Annotated in this window: 20 protein-coding genes and 1 tRNA gene; 2 read left to right on the plus strand and 19 right to left on the minus strand. The window is 67.8% G+C overall.

All coding sequences use genetic code 11. The features are described from left to right. Positions 1-3: 3 nt before the first annotated feature. The 8 genes from nuoE to tpiA all read right to left on the minus strand — a co-directional run bounded on the left by nuoE (position 4) and on the right by tpiA (position 5,208). Entirely contained in the window at positions 4-531 is a 528-nt protein-coding gene (gene nuoE / locus WBN46_RS07550) for an NADH-quinone oxidoreductase subunit NuoE (RefSeq protein WP_055943835.1), read from the minus strand. Beyond that, complete coding sequence (locus WBN46_RS07555; RefSeq protein ID WP_337731013.1) at positions 528-1,832, minus strand: NADH-quinone oxidoreductase subunit D; 1,305 nt, start codon at positions 1,830-1,832, stop codon at positions 528-530. The genes nuoE and WBN46_RS07555 overlap by 4 nt, the downstream gene beginning before the upstream one ends. Then, on the minus strand, positions 1,829-2,554 hold the full coding sequence (locus WBN46_RS07560; RefSeq protein ID WP_192201417.1) for an NADH-quinone oxidoreductase subunit C: 726 nt from the start codon (positions 2,552-2,554) through the stop codon (positions 1,829-1,831). The genes WBN46_RS07555 and WBN46_RS07560 overlap by 4 nt, the downstream gene beginning before the upstream one ends. A gap of 44 nt (positions 2,555-2,598) precedes the next feature. Further along, on the minus strand, positions 2,599-3,153 hold the full coding sequence (locus WBN46_RS07565) for an NADH-quinone oxidoreductase subunit B (protein WP_093299488.1): 555 nt from the start codon (positions 3,151-3,153) through the stop codon (positions 2,599-2,601). Beyond that, positions 3,144-3,500 (minus strand): NADH-quinone oxidoreductase subunit A, encoded by a 357-nt coding sequence (locus WBN46_RS07570; RefSeq protein ID WP_055943822.1) that lies wholly within the window; start codon positions 3,498-3,500, stop codon positions 3,144-3,146. Before WBN46_RS07570 ends, WBN46_RS07565 begins: the two co-directional genes overlap by 10 nt. 309 nt (positions 3,501-3,809) lie before the next feature. Continuing rightward, a tRNA-Leu gene (locus tag WBN46_RS07575) sits at positions 3,810-3,894 on the minus strand. 49 nt (positions 3,895-3,943) lie between these two features. Continuing rightward, on the minus strand, positions 3,944-4,381 hold the full coding sequence (gene secG / locus WBN46_RS07580; protein WP_192201418.1) for a preprotein translocase subunit SecG: 438 nt from the start codon (positions 4,379-4,381) through the stop codon (positions 3,944-3,946). A gap of 68 nt (positions 4,382-4,449) precedes the next feature. Beyond that, complete coding sequence (tpiA, locus tag WBN46_RS07585) at positions 4,450-5,208, minus strand: triose-phosphate isomerase (protein WP_337731014.1); 759 nt, start codon at positions 5,206-5,208, stop codon at positions 4,450-4,452. A gap of 113 nt (positions 5,209-5,321) precedes the next feature. Here tpiA and WBN46_RS07590 point away from each other — a divergent pair, with 113 nt between their 5' ends. Beyond that, entirely contained in the window at positions 5,322-6,134 is an 813-nt protein-coding gene (locus tag WBN46_RS07590; RefSeq protein WP_337731015.1) for an SDR family NAD(P)-dependent oxidoreductase, read from the plus strand. A gap of 85 nt (positions 6,135-6,219) precedes the next feature. Here the strand turns inward: WBN46_RS07590 and WBN46_RS07595 are convergent, their stop codons facing one another. The 5 genes from WBN46_RS07595 to trpB form a co-directional block, all read right to left on the minus strand. Next, on the minus strand, positions 6,220-7,158 hold the full coding sequence (locus WBN46_RS07595) for a 2-oxoglutarate and iron-dependent oxygenase domain-containing protein (protein WP_337731016.1): 939 nt from the start codon (positions 7,156-7,158) through the stop codon (positions 6,220-6,222). A 76-nt stretch (positions 7,159-7,234) separates the two neighbouring features. Further along, the gene (gene glmM, locus WBN46_RS07600) at positions 7,235-8,584 is read right to left on the minus strand and encodes a phosphoglucosamine mutase (protein WP_337731017.1); all 1,350 of its coding nucleotides are present in this window, start codon (positions 8,582-8,584) and stop codon (positions 7,235-7,237) included. Next, positions 8,581-9,474, minus strand: coding sequence for an acetyl-CoA carboxylase, carboxyltransferase subunit beta (gene accD, locus WBN46_RS07605; RefSeq protein WP_192201423.1), 894 nt, complete (start codon positions 9,472-9,474; stop codon positions 8,581-8,583). The genes glmM and accD overlap by 4 nt, the downstream gene beginning before the upstream one ends. 87 nt (positions 9,475-9,561) lie before the next feature. Continuing rightward, entirely contained in the window at positions 9,562-10,359 is a 798-nt protein-coding gene (gene trpA, locus WBN46_RS07610; RefSeq protein WP_337731018.1) for a tryptophan synthase subunit alpha, read from the minus strand. Positions 10,360-10,458: 99 nt separating this feature from the next. Continuing rightward, positions 10,459-11,670, minus strand: a complete 1,212-nt coding sequence (gene trpB, locus WBN46_RS07615; RefSeq protein ID WP_337731891.1) for a tryptophan synthase subunit beta — start codon at positions 11,668-11,670, stop codon at positions 10,459-10,461. 97 nt (positions 11,671-11,767) lie between these two features. On the opposite strand from trpB, the gene WBN46_RS07620 reads away from it, so the two are divergent. Next, on the plus strand, positions 11,768-12,649 hold the full coding sequence (locus WBN46_RS07620) for a LysR family transcriptional regulator (RefSeq protein ID WP_337731019.1): 882 nt from the start codon (positions 11,768-11,770) through the stop codon (positions 12,647-12,649). Positions 12,650-12,652: 3 nt separating this feature from the next. Here WBN46_RS07620 and WBN46_RS07625 read toward each other — a convergent pair whose 3' ends face one another. The 6 genes from WBN46_RS07625 to aroC all read right to left on the minus strand — a co-directional run bounded on the left by WBN46_RS07625 (position 12,653) and on the right by aroC (position 19,247). Continuing rightward, positions 12,653-13,291 (minus strand): phosphoribosylanthranilate isomerase, encoded by a 639-nt coding sequence (locus WBN46_RS07625; RefSeq protein WP_337731020.1) that lies wholly within the window; start codon positions 13,289-13,291, stop codon positions 12,653-12,655. Positions 13,292-13,411: 120 nt separating this feature from the next. Continuing rightward, entirely contained in the window at positions 13,412-14,230 is an 819-nt protein-coding gene (truA, locus tag WBN46_RS07630) for a tRNA pseudouridine(38-40) synthase TruA (protein WP_337731021.1), read from the minus strand. Between the two features lie 15 nt (positions 14,231-14,245). After that, positions 14,246-15,922, minus strand: coding sequence for a FimV/HubP family polar landmark protein (locus WBN46_RS07635; protein ID WP_337731022.1), 1,677 nt, complete (start codon positions 15,920-15,922; stop codon positions 14,246-14,248). 86 nt (positions 15,923-16,008) lie between these two features. Continuing rightward, on the minus strand, positions 16,009-17,034 hold the full coding sequence (locus WBN46_RS07640; RefSeq protein ID WP_337731023.1) for an aspartate-semialdehyde dehydrogenase: 1,026 nt from the start codon (positions 17,032-17,034) through the stop codon (positions 16,009-16,011). A gap of 76 nt (positions 17,035-17,110) precedes the next feature. After that, positions 17,111-18,151 (minus strand): D-glycerate dehydrogenase, encoded by a 1,041-nt coding sequence (locus tag WBN46_RS07645; protein ID WP_337731024.1) that lies wholly within the window; start codon positions 18,149-18,151, stop codon positions 17,111-17,113. Beyond that, positions 18,144-19,247 (minus strand): chorismate synthase, encoded by a 1,104-nt coding sequence (gene aroC, locus WBN46_RS07650; RefSeq protein WP_337731025.1) that lies wholly within the window; start codon positions 19,245-19,247, stop codon positions 18,144-18,146. Before aroC ends, WBN46_RS07645 begins: the two co-directional genes overlap by 8 nt. Between the last annotated feature and the right edge of the window lie 67 nt (positions 19,248-19,314).

A 19,314-nucleotide genomic window follows, 5' to 3' on the forward strand; every position in this document is an offset into this window, starting at 1 on the left:
CGCTTACTCCAACCCGTCCAGCAGCTCGTCGACTTTCGCCGGCGTCAGCTTCTCGTGGTAGTGGCCGTTGATGACCACGACCGGCGCGCCGCAACACGCGGCCACACACTCTTCCTCGCGCTTCAGGTACACGCGACCATCGGCGGTGGACTCGCCCAGCTTGCAGCCCAGCTTCTTCTCGGCGTGGGCGACCAGGTCCTGGGCGCCGTTGAGCCAGCAGCTGATGTTGGTGCAGAAGGCCACGTTGTTGCGGCCGACTTTCTCGGTCTCGAACATCGAATAGAAGCTGGCCACCTCGTACGCCCACACCGGCGGCAAGTCGAGGTACTTGGCGACGGCGGCGATCAGCTCGTCGGTCAGCCAGCCATCGTTCTGTTCCTGCGCGGCATGCAGGCCCTGCAGCACCGCGGAGCGCTTGCGGTCCGGCGGGAACTTGGTCAGCCAATGATCGATGTGCGCGCGCGTCTTGTCGCTCAACGCCACCAGCGGATCGACGTTCTGCGCCGCCTCGAAATTACCCGTGGCCCTCATCGGTCCACCTCACCAAAGACAAGATCATAGGTACCGATCATCGCAACGACGTCGGGAAGCATGTGGCCGCGCACGATCTCGTCCATGGAGGACAGGTGCGCGAAACCCGGGGCGCGCAGCTTCACGCGGAAGGGCTTGTTGGCGCCATCGGACACCAGGTAACAGCCGAACTCGCCCTTCGGCGCCTCGACGGCGGAATAGGTCTCGCCGGCCGGCACGCAGTAGCCCTCGCTGAAGAGCTTGAAGTGGTGGATCAGCGCTTCCATGTCGTCCTTCATCTCCTCGCGGGAGGGGGGCGCGACCTTGAAGTTCTGCACCATGACCGGGCCGGGATTGGCCTTCAGCCACTTCACGCACTGCTGGATGATGCGGTTGGACTGGCGCATCTCGGCGACACGGACCAGGTAGCGGTCGTAGCAGTCGCCGTTCACGCCGACCGGAATGTCGAAATCGACCACGTCGTACTTGGCGTAGGGCTGCTTCTTGCGCAGGTCCCAGGCGATACCCGAACCACGCAGCATCGCGCCGGTCATGCCCAGCGCGCGCGCCTGCTCGGGCGAGACCACGCCGATGCCGACGGTGCGCTGCTTCCAGATGCGATTGTCGGTCAGCAGCGTCTCGTATTCGTCGACGCGCTTGGGGAATTCGTTGGTGAAGTCTTCAAGGAAGTCCAGCAGGGAGCCTTCGCGCGCCTGGTTGAACTGCTTCAGCGCCTTGCCCTTGCGCCACGGCGATTCCTTGTACTTCGGCATGCGATCCGGCAGATCGCGGTACACGCCGCCCGGACGGTAGTACGTCGCATGCATGCGCGCGCCACTGACCGCTTCGTAGCAGTCCATCAGCTCCTCGCGCTCGCGGAAGGCGTACAGCATCACTGCCATCGCCCCGAGGTCGAGCGCATTGGAGCCGATCCACATCAGGTGGTTCAGGATGCGGGTGATCTCGTCGAACATCGTGCGGATGTACTGCGCGCGCTCCGGCGCCTCGATGCCCATCAGGGTTTCGATGGCGCGCACGTAGGCGTGCTCGTTGCACATCATCGACACGTAGTCCAAGCGGTCCATGTAACCGATCGACTGGTTGAACGGCTTGGACTCGGCCAGTTTCTCGGTGCCCCGGTGCAGCAGGCCCACGTGCGGATCGGCACGGACGATGGTCTCGCCGTCCATTTCCAGGATCAGGCGCAGTACGCCGTGCGCGGCCGGATGCTGGGGACCGAAGTTCAGCGTGTAGTTGCGGATTTCCTGCTTGCTTTCGGCAGGATTGCTGGCGAACGCGACGCCGGATTGGGGATTGCTCATGCCTTGCCCTCGCGCGCAGCGGCTTCGCCAGCGGCGGTCTGGTAGCGCGCGTCGTCGCGGATCACGCGCGGCACGCCGACGCGTGGCTCGACCGAAGTGACCGGCTCGTACACCACGCGCTTCTTCTCTTCGTCGTAGCGGACTTCGACGTTGCCGATCAGCGGGAAGTCCTTGCGGAACGGATGACCGACGAAACCGTAATCGGTCAGGATGCGGCGCAGGTCCGGATGACCTTCGAAGATGATCCCGTACAGGTCGAATGCCTCGCGCTCGAACCAGTTCAGGCCCGGCCATACATCGCACAGCGACGCGACGACCGGAAGACCGTCATCCGGTGCGAAGCAGCGCACGCGGACGCGACGGTTGTGCTGGTACGACAGCAGGTGCAGGACCACCGCGAAGCGGTTGGGCTGCGAGGCACCCTGCGGGCGCTGCTCCCAGTTGAAACGTCCCGGGCCGAAACCCTCCACGCCGCGACTGAAGCCCTCGGAGGACACATCGGCCGTGTCCCATTCGGTGCTGCCGTAGCCCAGGTAATCGACGCCACTGACATCGACGGCCTGTTCGAAACCGAACTCGTCGCGCAGCGCCAGACAGACGGCGTGCCAGGAGGCGGACGGCACTTCCAGCGTGATTTCGCCGCGCGGCTCGGCCACGCTGACCGTCGCGTCCGCGAAGCGGGCGCGCAGCTGGTCGGTGAAGTTTGCAGCTTGCTCTGCCATGGGGCGTGGCGTGCTCTGAAGGGGGATGTCGGGGGAAGCAGGAATCAGCGTGCGATGGTCTGCGTGCGCCAGATCTTCTTCTGCAACTGGAGGATGCCGTACACCAGCGCCTCGGCCGTGGGCGGGCAACCGGGTACGTAGACGTCCACCGGCACGATGCGGTCGCAACCGCGCACGACGGAGTACGAGTAGTGGTAGTAGCCGCCGCCATTGGCGCAGCTGCCCATCGAGATCACCCACTTCGGCTCGGGCATCTGGTCGTAGACCTTGCGCAGCGCGGGGGCCATCTTGTTGACCAGCGTACCCGCCACGATCATCACGTCGGACTGGCGCGGCGACGGGCGGAACACCACGCCATAGCGATCCAGGTCCAGGCGCGACGTGCCGGCGTGCATCATCTCCACCGCACAGCACGCCAGGCCAAACGTCATCGGCCACATCGAACCGGTGCGTGCCCAGTTCATCAGCGCATCGACGCTGGTGGTGACGTAGCCCTTTTCCAGCAGCGGGTTGTCGCCTTCGGGGCGCAGGATGTCGTCCACCCGCCCTTCCGGGATCGGGTTGTTCATCAGACGGTCGACGGTCTGGATCACTCCCATTCGAGCGCTCCCTTCTTCCAAACGTAAATGAAGCCGAGGAACAGCATGCCCACGAACAGGCCCATCGTGACGAGTGCACGCGGGCCCAGTTCCTGGAACACCAGCGTCCACGGAACAATGAAGATGATTTCCAGATCGAACACGATGAACTGGATGGCGATCAGGTAATAGCGCACGTCGAACTTCATGCGCGCGTCTTCGAAAGCCTCGAAGCCGCATTCGTACGGGGACAGCTTCTGCGCGTCCGGACGACGCGGCCCCAGGAAGCGGCCGGCCACCATCAGCGCGATGCCGATGCCGGTGGCGACGATCAGGAACAACAGGGTGGGCAGGTAGTTGGCCAGCACTCGCTTGTCTCTTCTTGTCCTATCCGCCGGCGCGCATGACTGCGGCTCGGCATGAATGGGGCTTGCACCGCCCGCCCGGCCACGGTGTGCGCCGCGACCGACCCTTTGGCGACGCCGCCCGGGCCCACCTTCCGCGGGAGCCCTTCCGCAACACGTACCGGGCGCCCGATGAATCGCCGGGATTGTAACGGTTCGTGAACTCGCTAGTAAACGATTACCCGCGCATATCGCGCTTGTCGACAAAAGAAAAAACCCGCCGGATGGCGGGTTTTTCGTTGCGGGAACGGCATTCATGCCGACCCGCTGTATTGGTGCCCAAGAGGGGACTCGAACCCCTACGACTTTCGTCGCTACCACCTCAAGGTAGTGCGTCTACCAATTCCGCCACCTGGGCAATCAAACCTTTGCGCAGCGCTTCGCGCACCCCGCCATTGTAGCCGGGCTCAGCCGCCCTGCGGCGGTGTCGCCGGCGCCTGTTCGCCTGCGGGCACTGCATCCTGCGGTGCGGCAGGCACGGTGCCGGCCGGCGCGGGAGCCTGCTGGATCGGCGTGCTGGGCACGGTCGACGGCTTCGGCAGTTCGCCCGCGGGAGCAGCGGGTGCCGCCGGCAGCTGCGACATCACGCCGAGATTCTGCTGCGTGGTCGGACGCGCGCTGTGCGTGGCGTACCACGCCATGAACAGACTGATCCCGAAGAACACGATGGCAAGCCACTTGGTGCTCTTGGACAGGAAGTTGGACGCGCCGCGCGCGCCGAACACCGTGCCTGAAGCGCCCCCGCCGAAGCCGGAACCGGCCTGGGCACCCGAGCCACGCTGCATCAGCACCAGCGCGATGATGGCGATGGCCACCAGCACGTAAACCACATTCAGGATCAACATCCACTGCATCGGAATCAGTCTCAACCGGTTGAGTCGTCCGGCCCGCGAGGGTCCGGTCTTGCCAGGGGCTACCCCCGACCGGCCGCCGCCTGCGCGATGGCCAGGAAATCCCGGGCGACCAGTGAAGCACCGCCCACCAGCCCTCCATCGACATCGGGCTGCGAAAACAGTTCCGCGGCGTTGTCGGGCTTCACGCTGCCTCCGTACAGGAGGGTCAGCGAATCGGCGATTCTAGCATCGCGTGCGGCCACTTCGCCACGGATGAAGGCATGGACGGCCTGCGCCTGCTCCGGCGTGGCGGTCAGGCCGGTGCCGATGGCCCAGACGGGCTCGTAGGAGATCACCGCATCGGCGAAGGCCTGCGGTCCGGCAAGGTCGAACACGGCTTCCAGCTGCTTGAGGATCCGGAACTCGGTCTGGCCGTCCTTGCGCTGCTGCTCGGTCTCGCCCACGCAGAGCACGGGGATCAAGCCGGCGTGCTTGGCCGCGACGAACTTGCGCGCCACGAACTCGCTGCTCTCGTTGTGGTACTGGCGGCGCTCTGAATGACCCACCAGGCCGTACCGCGCGCCCACGTCGACCAGCATGGAGGCCGACACCTCGCCGGTGTATGCGCCCTTCTCGTTGCTGCTGACGTCCTGCGCGCCGAACGCGATACCCCGGTGGCCGTAGTCTTCGATCAGCTCGCCCAGGTAGGGCAACGGTGGCAGGACCAGCAGGTCCACGCCGTCCAGCGGGGGGCCGGCGACCAACTCATCCATCAGCGCGGTGGCGAAACCGCGATTGCCGTGGAGCTTCCAGTTCCCAGCCACGAGCTTGCGGCGCATAAGACCAATTCCTGTCCAGTTCGGGGCCGCGCAGTCTAGCGGATGTTTGTCGTCGCACCTACCCGCCACGTTATCGTGCTCGCCGACCCGCCCCTCCCGATCAGGATCCGCCCATGCCAGATGCCTCCCCTGCCCTGTCCCCCGGCTATGCACTGGTCACCGGCGCCTCCAGCGGCATCGGCGAGCAGATTGCGCGCGAATATGCCCGCCGTGGCGTCCCGCTGGTGTTGACGGCCCGGCGTGCAGAACGGCTGCAGGCGCTGGCGGAGGAGCTACAGGCGCAGGTGCCCGTGGAAGTGGTGGCCGCCGACCTGGCCGACCCTGCGGCGCCTGCCGCGCTGGCCAGCGAACTGGAGCAGCGCGGGGTGAGGGTCCGCATCCTGGTCAACAACGCCGGGTATGGCCTGCCGGGACGCTATCGCAGCAGCGACTGGTCCGATCACGCGGCATTCCTGCAGGTGATGGTGACCGCAGTCTGCGAACTGACGTGGCGCCTGCTGCCGTCGATCCGGGCCTCCGGCGAGGGCCGCATCCTCAATGTCGCCTCGTTCGCCGCCCTGATGCCGGCCGCCGACGGGCAGACGCTGTATGCGCCGGCCAAGAGCTTCCTGGTGAAGTTCAGCGAAGCGCTGGCGCTGGAGAATGCCGAGCGCGGCGTCAAGGTGACCGCATTGTGCCCGGGCTTCACCTATTCCGAGTTCCACGATGTCACCGGCACCCGCGCACGCATGCGCGTGTCACCGACGATGTGGCTGCAAGCGGCCGACGTGGCGCGGGCCGGCATCGACGGCAATGAACGTGGCGCGGTACTGGTGGTGCCGGGATGGCGCTACCGGTTGCTGCACGCGATCGCGAAGCTCCTGCCGCACCGGTGGGCGATGGGGCTGATGGCGCGCAACTCCCGCAAGGTGCGACCGCTGGACTGAGCGACCAGCCCAAGGCGCTCGCAGGGCGCCTGGCGATCTGCGGGAGCGGGCCATCCCCGCGACGCTTCGTGCCTGCGCGGCGCCCCTACTTGAGCTTGATCTCGCGCAGGCGCTCTTCCAGATAACCCTGTGCCGTGATCGGCTCGGGATAGCGCTTCGGATTGTCCGGCGTGACCGTGGACGGCAACACGTCGATCAGGAAGTCCGGATTCGGGTGCAGGAAGAACGGTACCGAATAGCGCGGCTGGCGGGCCTGTTCGCCCGGCGGGTTGGTCACGCGGTGCGTGGTCGACGGGTATACGTGGTTGGTCAGGCGCTGCAGCATGTCGCCGATGTTGACCACGATGGTGTCGGCGTCGGAGGTGAACGGCACCCACTCGCCCTGCTTCGACTTCACTTCCAGGCCCGCGGCGCTGGCACCCACCAGCAGCGTGATCAGGTTGATGTCCTCGTGCGCGCCGGCACGCACGTTCGGGATGTCGTCGGCGGTGATCGGCGGGTAGTGGATGGGGCGCAGGATCGAGTTGCCGGAATCCGTCTTGTCGGCGAAGTAGGTTTCCGGCAGGCCGATGTGCAACGCCAGCGCCGACAGCACGCGCGAACCCAACTGGTCCAGCGCCTGGTACAGGCCATAGCCGTGCTCACGGAAGCCGGGCACTTCGTCCGGCCACAGGTTCGGCGGCATGACGTCGCGGTACTTCGAATCGTCGGGAATCTCGCGACCGATGTGCCAGAACTCCTTGAGGTCGAAATGCTTGGAGTCCTTCGCGGTCTCCACGCCGAACGGCGTGTAGCCGCGCGCACCGCCACCGCCCGCCACGTGATACTGCTTCTTTGCCTCGTCGGGCATTGCGAAGAAACGCTTGAACACGTCGTAGGCCGCATCGATCTGCGCCTGCGGGATGCCATGGTTGCGGATGCCGGCAAACCCCCATTCGCGGTAGGCCGCGCCCAACTCGGCCACGAAGGCCTCGCGGTCGGTGTCGAAACGGGTGATGTCCAGGGTGGGGATGCGGGCACTCATGCGGTTCTGCTCCAACAGGTGTGTTGCGCGGGAACGCCATTGAAGCGTTCCCGCGCCAGGTGTTCATTGATCAGGCTCAAGCGGCGGCGGCAGCCCGCACGGCCTCGGCCAGGGTTTCCAGCGTGTCCTTCACCAGCGCGTCGTCATCGGCCTCGACCGTCACGCGCACCACCGGCTCGGTGCCGGAAGGGCGCAGGAATGCCCGGCCGCGGCCCGACACCGCCGCCTGCGCCTGCGCGAGCGCGGCCTGCACACTCGCGGCCTCGGTGGGTTTGGCGCCGTTGGCCAGCTTCACGTTGATGGTCTTCTGCGGCAGCATCGCGAGGCCATCGAGCGCATCACGCAGCGAGACCTTGCGACGCCTCAGGGCTTCCAGCACCTGCAGCGCGGCGATGATGGCGTCGCCGGTGGTGGTGCGGTCCAGGCACAGCAGATGGCCTGATGCTTCACCGCCGAGAACCGCATTGCCTTCCACCAGTGCCTGGTGCACGTAGCGGTCGCCGACCTTGGTGCGGACGAAGGGAATCTCGAGCTTGGCCAGCGCGCGTTCCAGGCCGTAGTTGGTCATCAGCGTACCGACCACCGGGCCACGCAACCGCCCGCTCGCCTGCCAGTCACGCGCCAGCAGATAGATCAGCTGGTCGCCGTCGACCGGCGCGCCCTGCCCGTCGGCCATCAGCACCCGATCGCCGTCGCCATCGAAGGCGATGCCCAGATGGGCACCGGACTCGCGCACCTTCGCGGCCAGGCTGTCGATGTGCATGGAGCCCACGCCGTCATTGATGTTGACGCCGTTCGGCTCGGCGCCGATGGTGATGACGTCGGCCCCCAGTTCGCGGAACAGCAGCGGTGCGATGTGGTACGTCGCGCCATGCGCGCAGTCCAGCACCAGCTTCAGTCCCTTCAGGTCGAAACGGCGCGGCACGCTGGCCTTGCAGAATTCCATGTAGCGACCGACCGCATCACGGGTGCGGATCGCCTTGCCGAGCTTCTCGGATTCGGCGGTGAAGAACGGCGCATCCAGCGCGGCTTCGATGGCCAGTTCGGTGGCGTCATCCAGCTTCTCGCCTTCGGCCGAGAAGAACTTGATGCCGTTGTCGTAGTGCGGGTTGTGCGACGCGCTGATCACGATGCCGGCGTCGGCACCGAGCGTGCGGGTCAGGAAGGCGACCGCAGGCGTGGGCATCGGGCCCATCAACTGCACGTCGGCGCCGGCGGCGACCAGGCCGGCTTCCAGCGCCGCTTCGAACATGTAGCCTGAAATGCGCGTGTCCTTGCCGATCACCACCACCGGACGCGCATCGCCGGCGTTCTGGCACAGCACGCGGCCCAGCGCGTTGCCCAGGCGCAGCACGAAGTCGGCGGAGATCGGGCTGGTGCCCACGCGGCCACGGATGCCATCGGTGCCGAAATATTTGCGGCTCATGCGGTCACCAGGTCGCTTTGTTCGGGCTTGGGCTGTCGCATCATCAACGCCAGCAGGTCGGCCAGGCGGTCACGGAGCTCGCGGCGGTCGCAGATCTGGTCGATGGCGCCGTGCGCCACCAGGAACTCCGAACGCTGGAAACCCTCCGGCAACGTCTCGCGCACGGTCTGCTCGATCACGCGCGGGCCGGCGAAGCCGATCAGTGCTTCGGGCTCAGCCAGGTTGATGTCGCCCAGCATGGCGAAGCTGGCCGACACGCCACCCGTGGTGGGGTGCGTCATCACCGAGATGTACGGCAGGCCGGCCTCGCGAAGGCGGCCGAGCGCGGCGGAGGTCTTGGCCATCTGCATCAGCGAGAACAGGCTTTCCTGCATGCGCGCGCCGCCGCTGGCGGAGAAGCACACGAACGGCGAGCCGATCTCCAGCGCCTTCTCGGCGCCGAGGGAAAAACGCTCGCCGACCACCGAGCCCATCGAGCCGCCCATGTAGGCGAAGTCGAACGCGCTGGCGACCAGGTCACGGCCCTTCAGTGTGCCCTGCAGGGTGATCAGCGCATCGCGCTCGCCGGTGCTCTTCTGCGCGGCCTTGATGCGGTCGGCGTACTTCTTCTGGTCCTTGAACTTCAACACATCGGTCGGGCCCAGTGCCGCGCCGATCTCGCGCGTGCTGCCCGGGTCGAACAACGCCGCCATGCGGGCGCGGGCGCGGATCGGCATGTGGAAGCTGCACTTCGGGCAGACCTCCAGGTTCTCTTCCAGCTCCGGGCGGTACAGCACCGCGCCGCAGCGGTCGCATTTTTCCCACAGGCCCTCGGGGACGCTGCGTTTGCTCTTGCCTGCGTTGCCTTCGGTGCGGATGCCCGACGGCATCAGTTTGCTGAGCCAGCTCATGCGTGGTCTTGCTGCCTGCCCCGGGAGGGGCCTGATGGATTAGCGCGGCAGTTTAGCTCAGTCGTCCATGCACAGCCGTACGGTGCTTCAGCCGTCCATTGCCGCGCGCAGCGGGGCCAGGAAGGCGGAGGCCCGGGCCGGTGCGTCCGCGCCCGCTTCGGCCAACGCCGCGACCAGCGCGCTGCCGACCACCACGCCGTCTGCATCGGCAGCCATCGCGGCTGCACTGGCCGCGTCCTTGATGCCGAAGCCGGCCACCACCGGCACACGGGAGTCCACCCGCAGCTGCTTCAGGCGCCCGCCCGCCGCGCCGATGTCCAGGCGGTCGGACGCGCCCGTGACGCCGGCAAAGCTGACGTAATACAGGTAGCCCTGCGCGGTATCGCACAGCATCCGCAGGCGTTCCGGCGAGGTGGTCGGCGACGCCAGTGCGATCAGTGCCAGGCCATGCTCGTCGAAGATGGCGCGCGTCTCGCCGGCTTCTTCCGGCGGCAGGTCGACCAGCAGCACGCCATCCACGCCCGCAGCGACGGCCTCCCGCGCGAAACGCGCCGGGCCATGGATCTCGACCGGATTCAGGTAGCCCATCAGCACGATGGGTGTGGCATCGTCCTGCTGGCGGAACACCTCCACCGCCTCCAGCACGTAGCGCAGGCCGGCCCCACGCGCCAGCGCGCGCTCCGAGCTGCGCTGGATGACCGGACCGTCGGCCATCGGGTCGGAGAACGGCACGCCCAGCTCGATCACGTCGGCACCGGCAGCCACCAGCGCATGCATCACCGGCACGGTCGATTCCAGCGAGGGGTCGCCAGCGGTGATGAAGGGCACCAGGGCCTTGCGGTTGGCGACCTTCAACTCGGCGAATTTATGTTCGAAACGGGGCATGACGTGCTCACGGTGCTGGATGGGTCGGCCGTTGCAGGAGAGGCTTCAGCCCGACCGCTTTCGGAGTCCACGGTCGGGGCTGAAGCCCCTCCTGCAGGGTTACAGGTTGATGCCTTCGCGCGCCGCGATGGTGTGTACGTCCTTGTCGCCGCGGCCGGACAGGTTGCACAGCACCAGCTGGTCCTTCGGCAGATCGCGTGCCAGCTTGATCGCCTGCGCGACGGCGTGGCTGGATTCCAGCGCGGGCAGGATGCCCTCGGTGCGGGTCAGGCGATGGAACGCGGCGAGCGCTTCATCGTCGGTGACACCGACGTACTCCGCGCGCCCGCTGTCCTTCAGGAAGGCGTGCTCCGGCCCGACGCCCGGGTAATCCAGGCCGGCGGAGATGGAGTGCGTTTCGATGATCTGCCCGTCGTCGTCGCAGATCACGTAGGTGCGGTTGCCATGCAGCACGCCGATGCGCCCTGCCGACAAAGAGGACGCATGGCGACCGGTCTCGATGCCGTCGCCAGCCGCTTCCGCACCGACGATGCGCACGCCGGGATCATTGAGGAAGGCATGGAACAGGCCGATCGCGTTGCTGCCGCCGCCCACGCAGGCGGTGATCGCGTCCGGCAGGCGGCCGTAGTCGGCCAGCATCTGCACCCTCGCCTCGCGGCCGACGACCGCATTGAAGTCGCGCACCATGCGCGGATACGGGTCCGGGCCGGCGACGGTGCCGATGATGTAGAAGGTGTCGTGCACGTTGGTCACCCAGTCGCGCATCGCCTCGTTCAACGCGTCCTTCAGCGTGGCCGAGCCGCTGGTCACCGGCACCACGGTCGCGCCGAGCAGCTTCATCCGGTAGACGTTGATCTTCTGGCGCTCGATGTCGGTCGCGCCCATGTAGACCACGCATTCCAGGCCCAGCCGCGTGGCGACGGTGGCGCTGGCCACGCCATGCTGGCCGGCACCGGTCTCGGCGATGATCCGCTTCTTGCCCATCCGGCTGGCCAGCAGGGCCTGGCCGATGGTGTTGTTGATCTTGTGCGCGCCGGTGTGGTTCAGGTCTTCGCGCTTGAGCAGGATCTGCGCGCCGCCCACTTCCCGGCTCAGGCGCTCGGCGTGGTAGATCGGACTGGGGCGGCCGACGTAGTGCTTGAGGTCCTTGTCGAAGGCAGCGATGAAGGCCGGATCGATCCGCGCGGCGTCATAGGCGGCCGCCAGCTCCTGCAGCGGCCCCATCAGGGTCTCGGCGACGAAGCGGCCTCCGTGGCGACCGAAATGGCCGGCGGCATCAGGGTAAGCGTGGTAGTCGGCGGGAGCAGGCATGGGCGGCAGGACAGTCTTCACGGGCTGTCACTCTAGCGCACAGGTCATCAACGGAAAAACGATGAAATATCATCGATCCGTGACTTAAACTCACGCAATGTCACGTTCCCTGCCACCCCTCAACGCCCTGCGAGCCTTCGAGGTCGCCGCCCGCCTGGGCAGCCTCAGCCGGGCGGCGGGCGAACTGCATGTCACCCACGGCGCGATCAGTCGCCATATCCGCACACTGGAGGATGCGCTGGGCCGGCCGCTGTTCGTCCGTGAAGGGCGAGGCCTCGCGCTGACTGCCGATGGGCAGCGCCTGCGCGACCTGGCCGGCGACGCATTCACCAGCCTGCAGGCCGGCTGGGGCGCGTTGCAGCGCGAACGAAGGCCGGCCGCGTTGGTGCTGGGCTGTCCCGGCAGCCTGCTTGCGCGCTGGGTGATCCCCCGGCTGGAACGGCTGGCGACCGACCTGCCGGACCTGACGCTGCACCTGTCCGCACAGGAAGGCGGGATCGATCTGGCCACGGCCGGCCTGGACGCGGCCCTGCTGCTGGGCGAGGCGCCATGGCCTTCGGCATGGCAGGTGCGGACGCTGGCGCCCGAACAGATCGGCCCCGTGCTCAGCCCCCACCACGCGCGCTTCGCGGCGCTGCGTGATGCTCTGCCATCGGCATTGCGGGACGAGCCCCTGCTGCATACCGTTTCGCGACCGCAGGCGTGGCCGCACTGGTTCGCCTCCCGGCAACTGCCTGACCCGCCGCGCCTGGGCACCGGCTTCGACCACCTCACCTACCTGCTGGAGGCCGCCATCGCGGGCCTGGGCGTCGCTATCGCGCCACGCGAACTGGTGCAGTCCGATCTCGACAGCGGCCGCCTGGTGGCGCCCTGGGGTTTCGTCGACACCGGGGGCGAGTGGGCGCTGTGCAGCGCACGCGGCAATCCTGATCTCCGCATCGCAGCGCTGGCCGACTGGCTGCGCGCGGAACTCGCCTAGCGCCTACGGCGAAGGCCGGGCGTCCGCCACGCGCACCGCGTCGACGAAGCGCCGCATCCTGTCGGCGTCCTTGATGCCGGGGCTCGCTTCGATGCCGCTGGACACATCCACGCCCCAGGGACGTGCCGTGCGCAACGCCAGCCCCACGTTCTCCGGCGACAGGCCGCCCGCCAGCAGGAACGGCTTGTCGGTGGCGACCGGCATGCGCCGCCAGTCGAAGCGCTGGCCACTGCCGCCCTGCTCCCCCGCGGCATGACCGTCGAACAGGAACCCCTGCGCGCCGGGAAACGCCGCGAGGGTTGCGAAAGCGCCATCGCCCTGCCTGCCCATCGCGATCGCCTTCCAGAAAGGCAGACCAAACGACACGGCGAAGGCATCGTCCTCGGCACCGTGGAACTGCAACACGTCCGGTTGCAGCGACTCGACGATCTGCTCCACTTCACCCCGTGGGTTGTCCATCACCAGGGCAACGACCGCGATCTCGTCAGGCACCAGCTCGCGCAGCATGCGCGCCTGGCCCAGCAGCAGGTGGCGCGGGCTGCGTGGCGCGAACACCAGCCCCAGGTAGTCCACGCCCAGTTCGATGGCGAGGCGGACATCCTCGGCGCGGGTGAGGCCACAGAACTTGATGCGGGTATGCATGGTGGGCGCAGGCGATCAGGCGAGGGAGAAGCGTAGCCGCTTTCGGCAGGCCCCGTGGGGCACACCCGGGTGCGGCGCTTTCCGCGATCCGGCACACCAGCGTCGCGCGGAAGGGCACTGCTACAGCGTGCTGGCGGAGCTGCCCGGTACGTCCTGCAACGTCACTTCCGCAGGCATCTTCCACTGGGGCGGATACAGCGGACTGACGAAGACCAGCCCATCCGGAGGCGCCGTCGGGCCGGCCACCGTGCGGTCGCGCCCGGCCAGCAGTTCGGCGATCCAGCCTTCGGGCCGTTCGCCACGCCCCACCACCAGCAAGGAGCCGACGATGTTGCGCACCATGTGGTGCAGGAAGGCATTGGCCTGTACCTCGACCACGACACGCTCGCCATGGCGCGTGACCGAAATCGCATGCAGGTTGCGCATTGCATGCGGGGACTGGCAGTGGACGGTACGGAACGCGCTGAAGTCGTTTTCACCCAGCAGTACCTGCGCGGCACGATGCATCGCGCCGTCGTCCAGCGGCATCCGTTCCCAGCTGAGGTACTGGCGTTCCAGCGCGGGGCGCGCCAACCGGTTCACGAGCGTATAGCGGTAGCGGCGCGCGCGTGCGGAAAAACGTGCGTGGAAGTCCTCCGCCACCGGCTGGCACCAGCGCACACACACCGCAGGCGGAAGCCGCGCCGTCGTACCGAGCAGCCAGCCTCGCGGGTCGCGCGCGGCATCGCTGTCGAAATGCACCACCTGGCATTGCGCATGCACGCCCGCGTCGGTGCGGCCGGCGCAGATGGTGTTCACCTGGGCATTGGCCACCGACGACAGTGCGCCCTCCAGCGCCGCCTGGATGGTGGTGGTGTCGTCCGGCGTGCCGGACTTGCTCAGCCGCTGCCAGCCCAGGAATCCGCCGCCGTCGTATTCGACGCCCAGCGCGTAACGCATCAGCGCATCACCCGGTCATCCGATCTCGCGCAGCAACTGCAGCGCTTCATCGCGGGCGGCGGTGTCGCCACCGGCGGCGACTTCGTTCAACAGGTCGCGCGCCGTGACCACATCGCCCAGGTCCAGGTAGGCCACCGCCAGTTCCAGCCGCTCGCGGCCCACGGGTGCCGGGGCAGGCGTCGCGACGGCGGCGAGCGCACCGCCGGAATGCCACGTGGGACCGGCCGCGACCGGTGCCGGCTTCGCCGCCGGCCTGGACGGCGCAGCCGCCGGCACGATCACGGGTTGCAGCGTCGGGCTGGGCGCGGGGTCCTCCACCGGAGCCGTCGGCATTCCCGCCGCGAGTTCGGCGGCGCGGCTGACGGCCGGTGTCTCGCCGAACACGCCGCTGCGCGGTGCCGGCGCTGGCGACAGACGCTTGCGACGCTGTGCGAAGCCCCATGCCAGCGCGCCTGCGAACAGCAAGCCGAAGCCCGCCCACGCCCACACCGGTACGCCGCCATCACTGCCATTGCTCTGCGCCAACCGCTGCTGGGCGGCGGCAAGATCGCTGTCCTTCATGGCCAGCAGTTTTTCCTGCTGTGCCTTGAGTTTCTCCAGGTCCGCGACCTGCGAACGCAGTTCCTGCACTTCCGCTTCGCGCGCGGCCAGGTCTTCCTTCGATTGCTGCAACTGCTCGTTCGCCAACATCTCGCCCTCACCACCGGCGTTGAGGCCGGACTGCGTTCCAGAACCCGACGTGCCCGTCGCTGCGGGCGCAATTTCCAGGCGTGCTTCCGCCACCTGGGGCGCGGGCGAAGCAGACGCCGGAGCAGGCGCCATCGGTTCGACCACGGCCGCGGGCTGCGGGATCGGCGCGCGCGCGCGCCGCCACTCGGCGATCTGGCTGCGCACCAGCGCCGCCGCTTCGCTTTCCAGGATCGTCTGTGCCTCGGCCGTTTCCGGCACGCGCAGCACCGCGCCCTGCTTGAGCAGGTTGACGTTGCCATTGATGAAGGCGTCGGGATTGGCGCGCAGCAGTGCCACCATCGCCTGGTCCAGGGTGTAGCCCTGCTCGCGCGCCAGTGGCGCCGCGATCTGCGACAGCGATTGGCCCCGGCGCACCGGCGCCAGCGTATCGCCCGGGGAAACCTGCGGCGCGGGTGCGGCGGTGGCCACGGGCTCCGGCGCTGCACGCACCGGCGCCTCGGGAGCCGGTTGCGCCACGGGTGGAGGTTCCGGCGTCGCCACGACGACCGGCTCGACCGCTCGGCTGATGGTGTCCGAGGGCGCCGCCAGAGGCGCGTCGATCACCGGCTGCTCGGCAGCCGCCAGCGTTCCTGGCGCACTCACGAGCGCGGAGTATTCGCGTACCAGCCGGCCCTGTCCCCAATCGACCTCGATCAGGAAGTTGACTGCCGGCACATCGACCGGCGTGCGGCTGGTGACGCGGACCACGGGGCGCCCCGCATCATCCAGCGCGACGGTGAAATCCAGTTCATTGACCAGGCCCTGTGGCCGCGGCAGGCCCACGCGCTCGAATGTCACCGGCGACGCCAGGCGCGCGCTCAGCTGTTCCAGCTCGCCGGGCTCGCTGGAAATGATCGGAATCTCGGCCAGCAGAGGCTGTCCGGGCTGCGATTTGACCTTGATCTCCCCCAGGCCGAGCGCGAGGGCCACGTTGCTCAGCAACGCAAGCCCCAGCCCGATCATGCCGGCCAGCAGGAGTCTTGCCGCCCGAGGTCTGTGCTTCGGTTTCACGGCCCTTCCCCATGTTTCCCGGCCACGACTATAGCCGCTCAGCCGTTTTTCGCCACCAGTTCCGCCACCTGCACGGCATTCAGGGCCGCGCCCTTGCGGATGTTGTCGGACACGATCCACAGGTTCAGCCCGCGCGGATGCGAGATGTCCTCGCGGATGCGGCCCACGTAGACGGCATCGGTGCCGGAGGCGTGGGTGACGGGCGTGGGATAGCCGCCCGGGGCGCGGTCATCGACGACTTCGATGCCCGGGGCGGCTTCCAGCAGCGCGCGCGCCTCGGCGGCGGTGATCTTGTCGCGGGTCTCGATGGCCACGGCTTCGGAGTGCCCGTAGAACACCGGCACACGCACCGCCGTGGGATTCACCAGGATGCTGTCGTCGCCGAGGATCTTGCGCGTCTCCCACACCAGCTTCATCTCCTCCTTGGTGAAGCCGTTGTCGAGGAAATCATCGATATGCGGGATCAGGTTGAAGGCGATCTGCACCGGGAAGCGCTGCGGATCCGGGTCCTGGAAGTTGAGCAGCGCGCCGGTCTGGCGGCCAAGCTCTTCCAGCGCGGAACGGCCAGCACCGGACACCGACTGGTAGGTCGCCACGTTGATGCGCTCGATCCCGTACTTGCGATGGATCGGGGCCAGTGCCACCAGCATCTGCATGGTCGAGCAGTTCGGGTTGGCGATGATGCCGCGCGGGCGGTTCTGCACCTGCTCCGGATTCACCTCGCTGACGACCAGCGGGATGTCGGCGTCGTAGCGGAACGCCGAGGAGTTGTCGATGACGACGGCGCCTGCCGCGGCGAACTTCGGCGCGAACTCCTTGGAAATGCCGCCGCCTGCGGAGAACAGCGCGATGTCGATGCCGGCGGGATCGAAGGTGGCCAGGTCCTGCACGGTGATCTTCTCGCCGTTGAACTCGACGGTGCTGCCGGCGGAGCGCTCGGAGGCCAGTGCGACGAGCTTGCCGACGGGGAAGCTGCGTTCGGCCAGGATGGACAACATGGTTTCGCCGACGGCGCCGGTGGCGCCCACAACGGCGACGTTGAAGGTTCGGTTCTGGTTGCTCATGGATGGGTTTTCGCGAAGAAAGGAATGAAGACAGCAGACACGTGTTGGCTGTGTTCGGGGAACCTGCGGGCGTGCCTCAGGCTCCCTGTCGTTTGGCGATGGTGGTTTTGGTGGTGCCGGCAATGGCCAGCGCATCCAGATTGACCGGCGTCGGCGGATTGCCCGCATCCGGGCCTTCACCGAGCGCGGCGATCAGATTGTCCACCGCCAGCGAGACCATGGCACGGCGCGTGGCCAGGCTGGCGCTGGCGATGTGCGGGGTCAGCACCACGTTGCGCAACGCCAGCAGCTCCGGGCGCACGGCCGGTTCGCCTTCGTAGACATCCAGCCCTGCGGCGGCCAGCCGGCCGCTGGCCAGCGCGTCGGCCAGTGCCACCTCATCGACGATGCCGCCACGCGCGATGTTCACCAGCGTGGCCGTCGGCTTCATCTTCGCCAGCGCCGACGCGTCGACCAGATGATGTGCCTGCGGCGAGTACGGCAACACCAGCATCACGTGATCGGCCCGTGCGAGCAGGTCGTCGAAGCCGGCGTAGGCCGCGCCACACTCCTGCTCGATCGCCTGCGGCAGGCGACTGCGGTTGTGGTACAGCACGCGCATGTCGAAGCCACGCGCGCGCCGTGCGATGCCCTGCCCGATGCGTCCCATGCCCACGATGCCCAGTGTGCTGCCATGCAGGTCGGCGCCGAGCAGCGTACGGAACGACCACTGCTGCCACTGCCCGTCACGCAGCCAGCGCTCGGCCTCGGTGATGCGTCGCGCGGTCGCCATCAACAGCGCGAAACCGAAGTCGGCGGTGGTCTCGGTCAACACCTCCGGGGTATTGGTCGCGACGATGCCCGCCCGTGTCAGCGCATCGACGTCAAGGTTGTTGTAGCCCACGCCGACGTTGGCGATGGCGCGCAATTGCGGCGCATCGGCGATTTCCCGGAGGCCGATGCGTTCGTTCAGCGTCACCAGCGCACCCGCGCTGTCGCGCAATGCCGCGGCGATGGCCTGCGGCGTGTACTCGGTGACTTCCGCCGTCGAACGCACGTCGAAGTGTGCGGCAAGCCGTCCGACGATATCGTCGAACAGCGGCTGCGACACCCAGACGCGCGGCCGCGGCTCAGCCATCGACGGTGCCGGGAACGTGCGGCGGCACGTCGCCCACATCGCCGCATTGCGCGCGGTGGCGCAGCGCCTGGTCCATCAGCACCAGCGCCATCATCGCCTCGGCGATCGGCGTGGCGCGGATGCCGACGCACGGGTCATGGCGGCCGGTGGTGATGACGTCCACGGTACTGCCGTCCACGTCCACCGTGGCGCCGGGCAGGCGCAGGCTGGAGGTGGGCTTCAACACGATCGAGGCCGTTACCTGCTGGCCGGTCGATATGCCGCCGAGAATGCCGCCCGCATGGTTGGACAGGAAGCCCGCCGGCGTCATCAGATCGCGATGCTCGGTGCCCTTCTGGGTGACCGCCGCGAAGCCGTCGCCGATCTCCACGCCCTTCACGGCGTTGATGCTCATCAGCGCAGCGGCGAGATCGCCGTCGAGCTTGCCGTAGATCGGCTCGCCCCAGCCGGCCGGCACGCCATCGGCGACGACATTGACGCGTGCGCCGATGGAATCGCCCGACTTGCGCAGCGCGTCCATGTAGGTTTCCAGCGCCGGCACCTGCGCGGCATGCGGCCAGAAGAACGGATTGTCTTCCACCGCGCTCCAGTCGAAACCGTCGGGGATGATCGGCCCGAGTTGCGACAGGTAACCGCGCACCATCACGCCGTACCGCTGCAGCAGCCACTTCTTGGCGATCACGCCGGCGGCCACGCGCATGGTGGTTTCGCGCGCGGACGAGCGCCCGCCACCGCGCGGGTCGCGGATGCCGTACTTCTGCCAGTAGGTGTAGTCGGCATGGCCGGGACGGAACTGCCGCGCGATGTCCGCGTAGTCCTTGCTGCGCTGGTCGGTGTTGCGGATCAGCAGCGCGATCGGCGTGCCGGTGGTGCGGCCTTCGTAGACGCCGCTGAGAATCTCGACCTCATCGGCCTCGCGGCGCGCGGAGGTGTGCCGCGACTTGCCGGTGGCGCGGCGCTCCAGGTCGTGGCGGAATTCCTCCGGCGCAATCTCGAGCCCCGGCGGGCAGCCGTCGACCACGCAGCCGATCGCCGGCCCGTGCGATTCGCCGAACGTGGTGACCGTGAGGAGTTTTCCGAAACTGTTGCTGCTCAAGCGCCGCTCCGCTGTGGAACCATCCGTGCCGGGCGTCGAAGCATCGCACGCCGGCCGCCCTATTGTG

Origin of the sequence: Pseudoxanthomonas sp. CCNWLW251 (assembly GCF_037402255.1) — a bacterium.
Lineage (GTDB): Bacteria > Pseudomonadota > Gammaproteobacteria > Xanthomonadales > Xanthomonadaceae > Pseudoxanthomonas_A.

Excerpts from the sequence above, each read along its gene's own strand:
- nuoE (WP_055943835.1), bottom strand. The coding sequence starts at position 531 with ATGAGGGCCACGGGTAATTTCGAGGCGGCGCAGAACGTCGATCCGCTG.
- WBN46_RS07555 (WP_337731013.1), bottom strand. The coding sequence starts at position 1,832 with ATGAGCAATCCCCAATCCGGCGTCGCGTTCGCCAGCAATCCTGCCGAA.
- WBN46_RS07560 (WP_192201417.1), bottom strand. The coding sequence starts at position 2,554 with ATGGCAGAGCAAGCTGCAAACTTCACCGACCAGCTGCGCGCCCGCTTC.
- WBN46_RS07565 (WP_093299488.1), bottom strand. The coding sequence starts at position 3,153 with ATGGGAGTGATCCAGACCGTCGACCGTCTGATGAACAACCCGATCCCG.
- secG (WP_192201418.1), bottom strand. The coding sequence starts at position 4,381 with ATGTTGATCCTGAATGTGGTTTACGTGCTGGTGGCCATCGCCATCATC.
- tpiA (WP_337731014.1), bottom strand. The coding sequence starts at position 5,208 with ATGCGCCGCAAGCTCGTGGCTGGGAACTGGAAGCTCCACGGCAATCGC.
- WBN46_RS07590 (WP_337731015.1), top strand. The coding sequence starts at position 5,322 with ATGCCAGATGCCTCCCCTGCCCTGTCCCCCGGCTATGCACTGGTCACC.
- WBN46_RS07595 (WP_337731016.1), bottom strand. The coding sequence starts at position 7,158 with ATGAGTGCCCGCATCCCCACCCTGGACATCACCCGTTTCGACACCGAC.
- glmM (WP_337731017.1), bottom strand. The coding sequence starts at position 8,584 with ATGAGCCGCAAATATTTCGGCACCGATGGCATCCGTGGCCGCGTGGGC.
- accD (WP_192201423.1), bottom strand. The coding sequence starts at position 9,474 with ATGAGCTGGCTCAGCAAACTGATGCCGTCGGGCATCCGCACCGAAGGC.
- trpA (WP_337731018.1), bottom strand. The coding sequence starts at position 10,359 with ATGCCCCGTTTCGAACATAAATTCGCCGAGTTGAAGGTCGCCAACCGC.
- trpB (WP_337731891.1), bottom strand. The coding sequence starts at position 11,670 with ATGCCTGCTCCCGCCGACTACCACGCTTACCCTGATGCCGCCGGCCAT.
- WBN46_RS07620 (WP_337731019.1), top strand. The coding sequence starts at position 11,768 with ATGTCACGTTCCCTGCCACCCCTCAACGCCCTGCGAGCCTTCGAGGTC.
- WBN46_RS07625 (WP_337731020.1), bottom strand. The coding sequence starts at position 13,291 with ATGCATACCCGCATCAAGTTCTGTGGCCTCACCCGCGCCGAGGATGTC.
- truA (WP_337731021.1), bottom strand. The coding sequence starts at position 14,230 with ATGCGTTACGCGCTGGGCGTCGAATACGACGGCGGCGGATTCCTGGGC.
- WBN46_RS07635 (WP_337731022.1), bottom strand. The coding sequence starts at position 15,922 with ATGATCGGGCTGGGGCTTGCGTTGCTGAGCAACGTGGCCCTCGCGCTC.
- WBN46_RS07640 (WP_337731023.1), bottom strand. The coding sequence starts at position 17,034 with ATGAGCAACCAGAACCGAACCTTCAACGTCGCCGTTGTGGGCGCCACC.
- WBN46_RS07645 (WP_337731024.1), bottom strand. The coding sequence starts at position 18,151 with ATGGCTGAGCCGCGGCCGCGCGTCTGGGTGTCGCAGCCGCTGTTCGAC.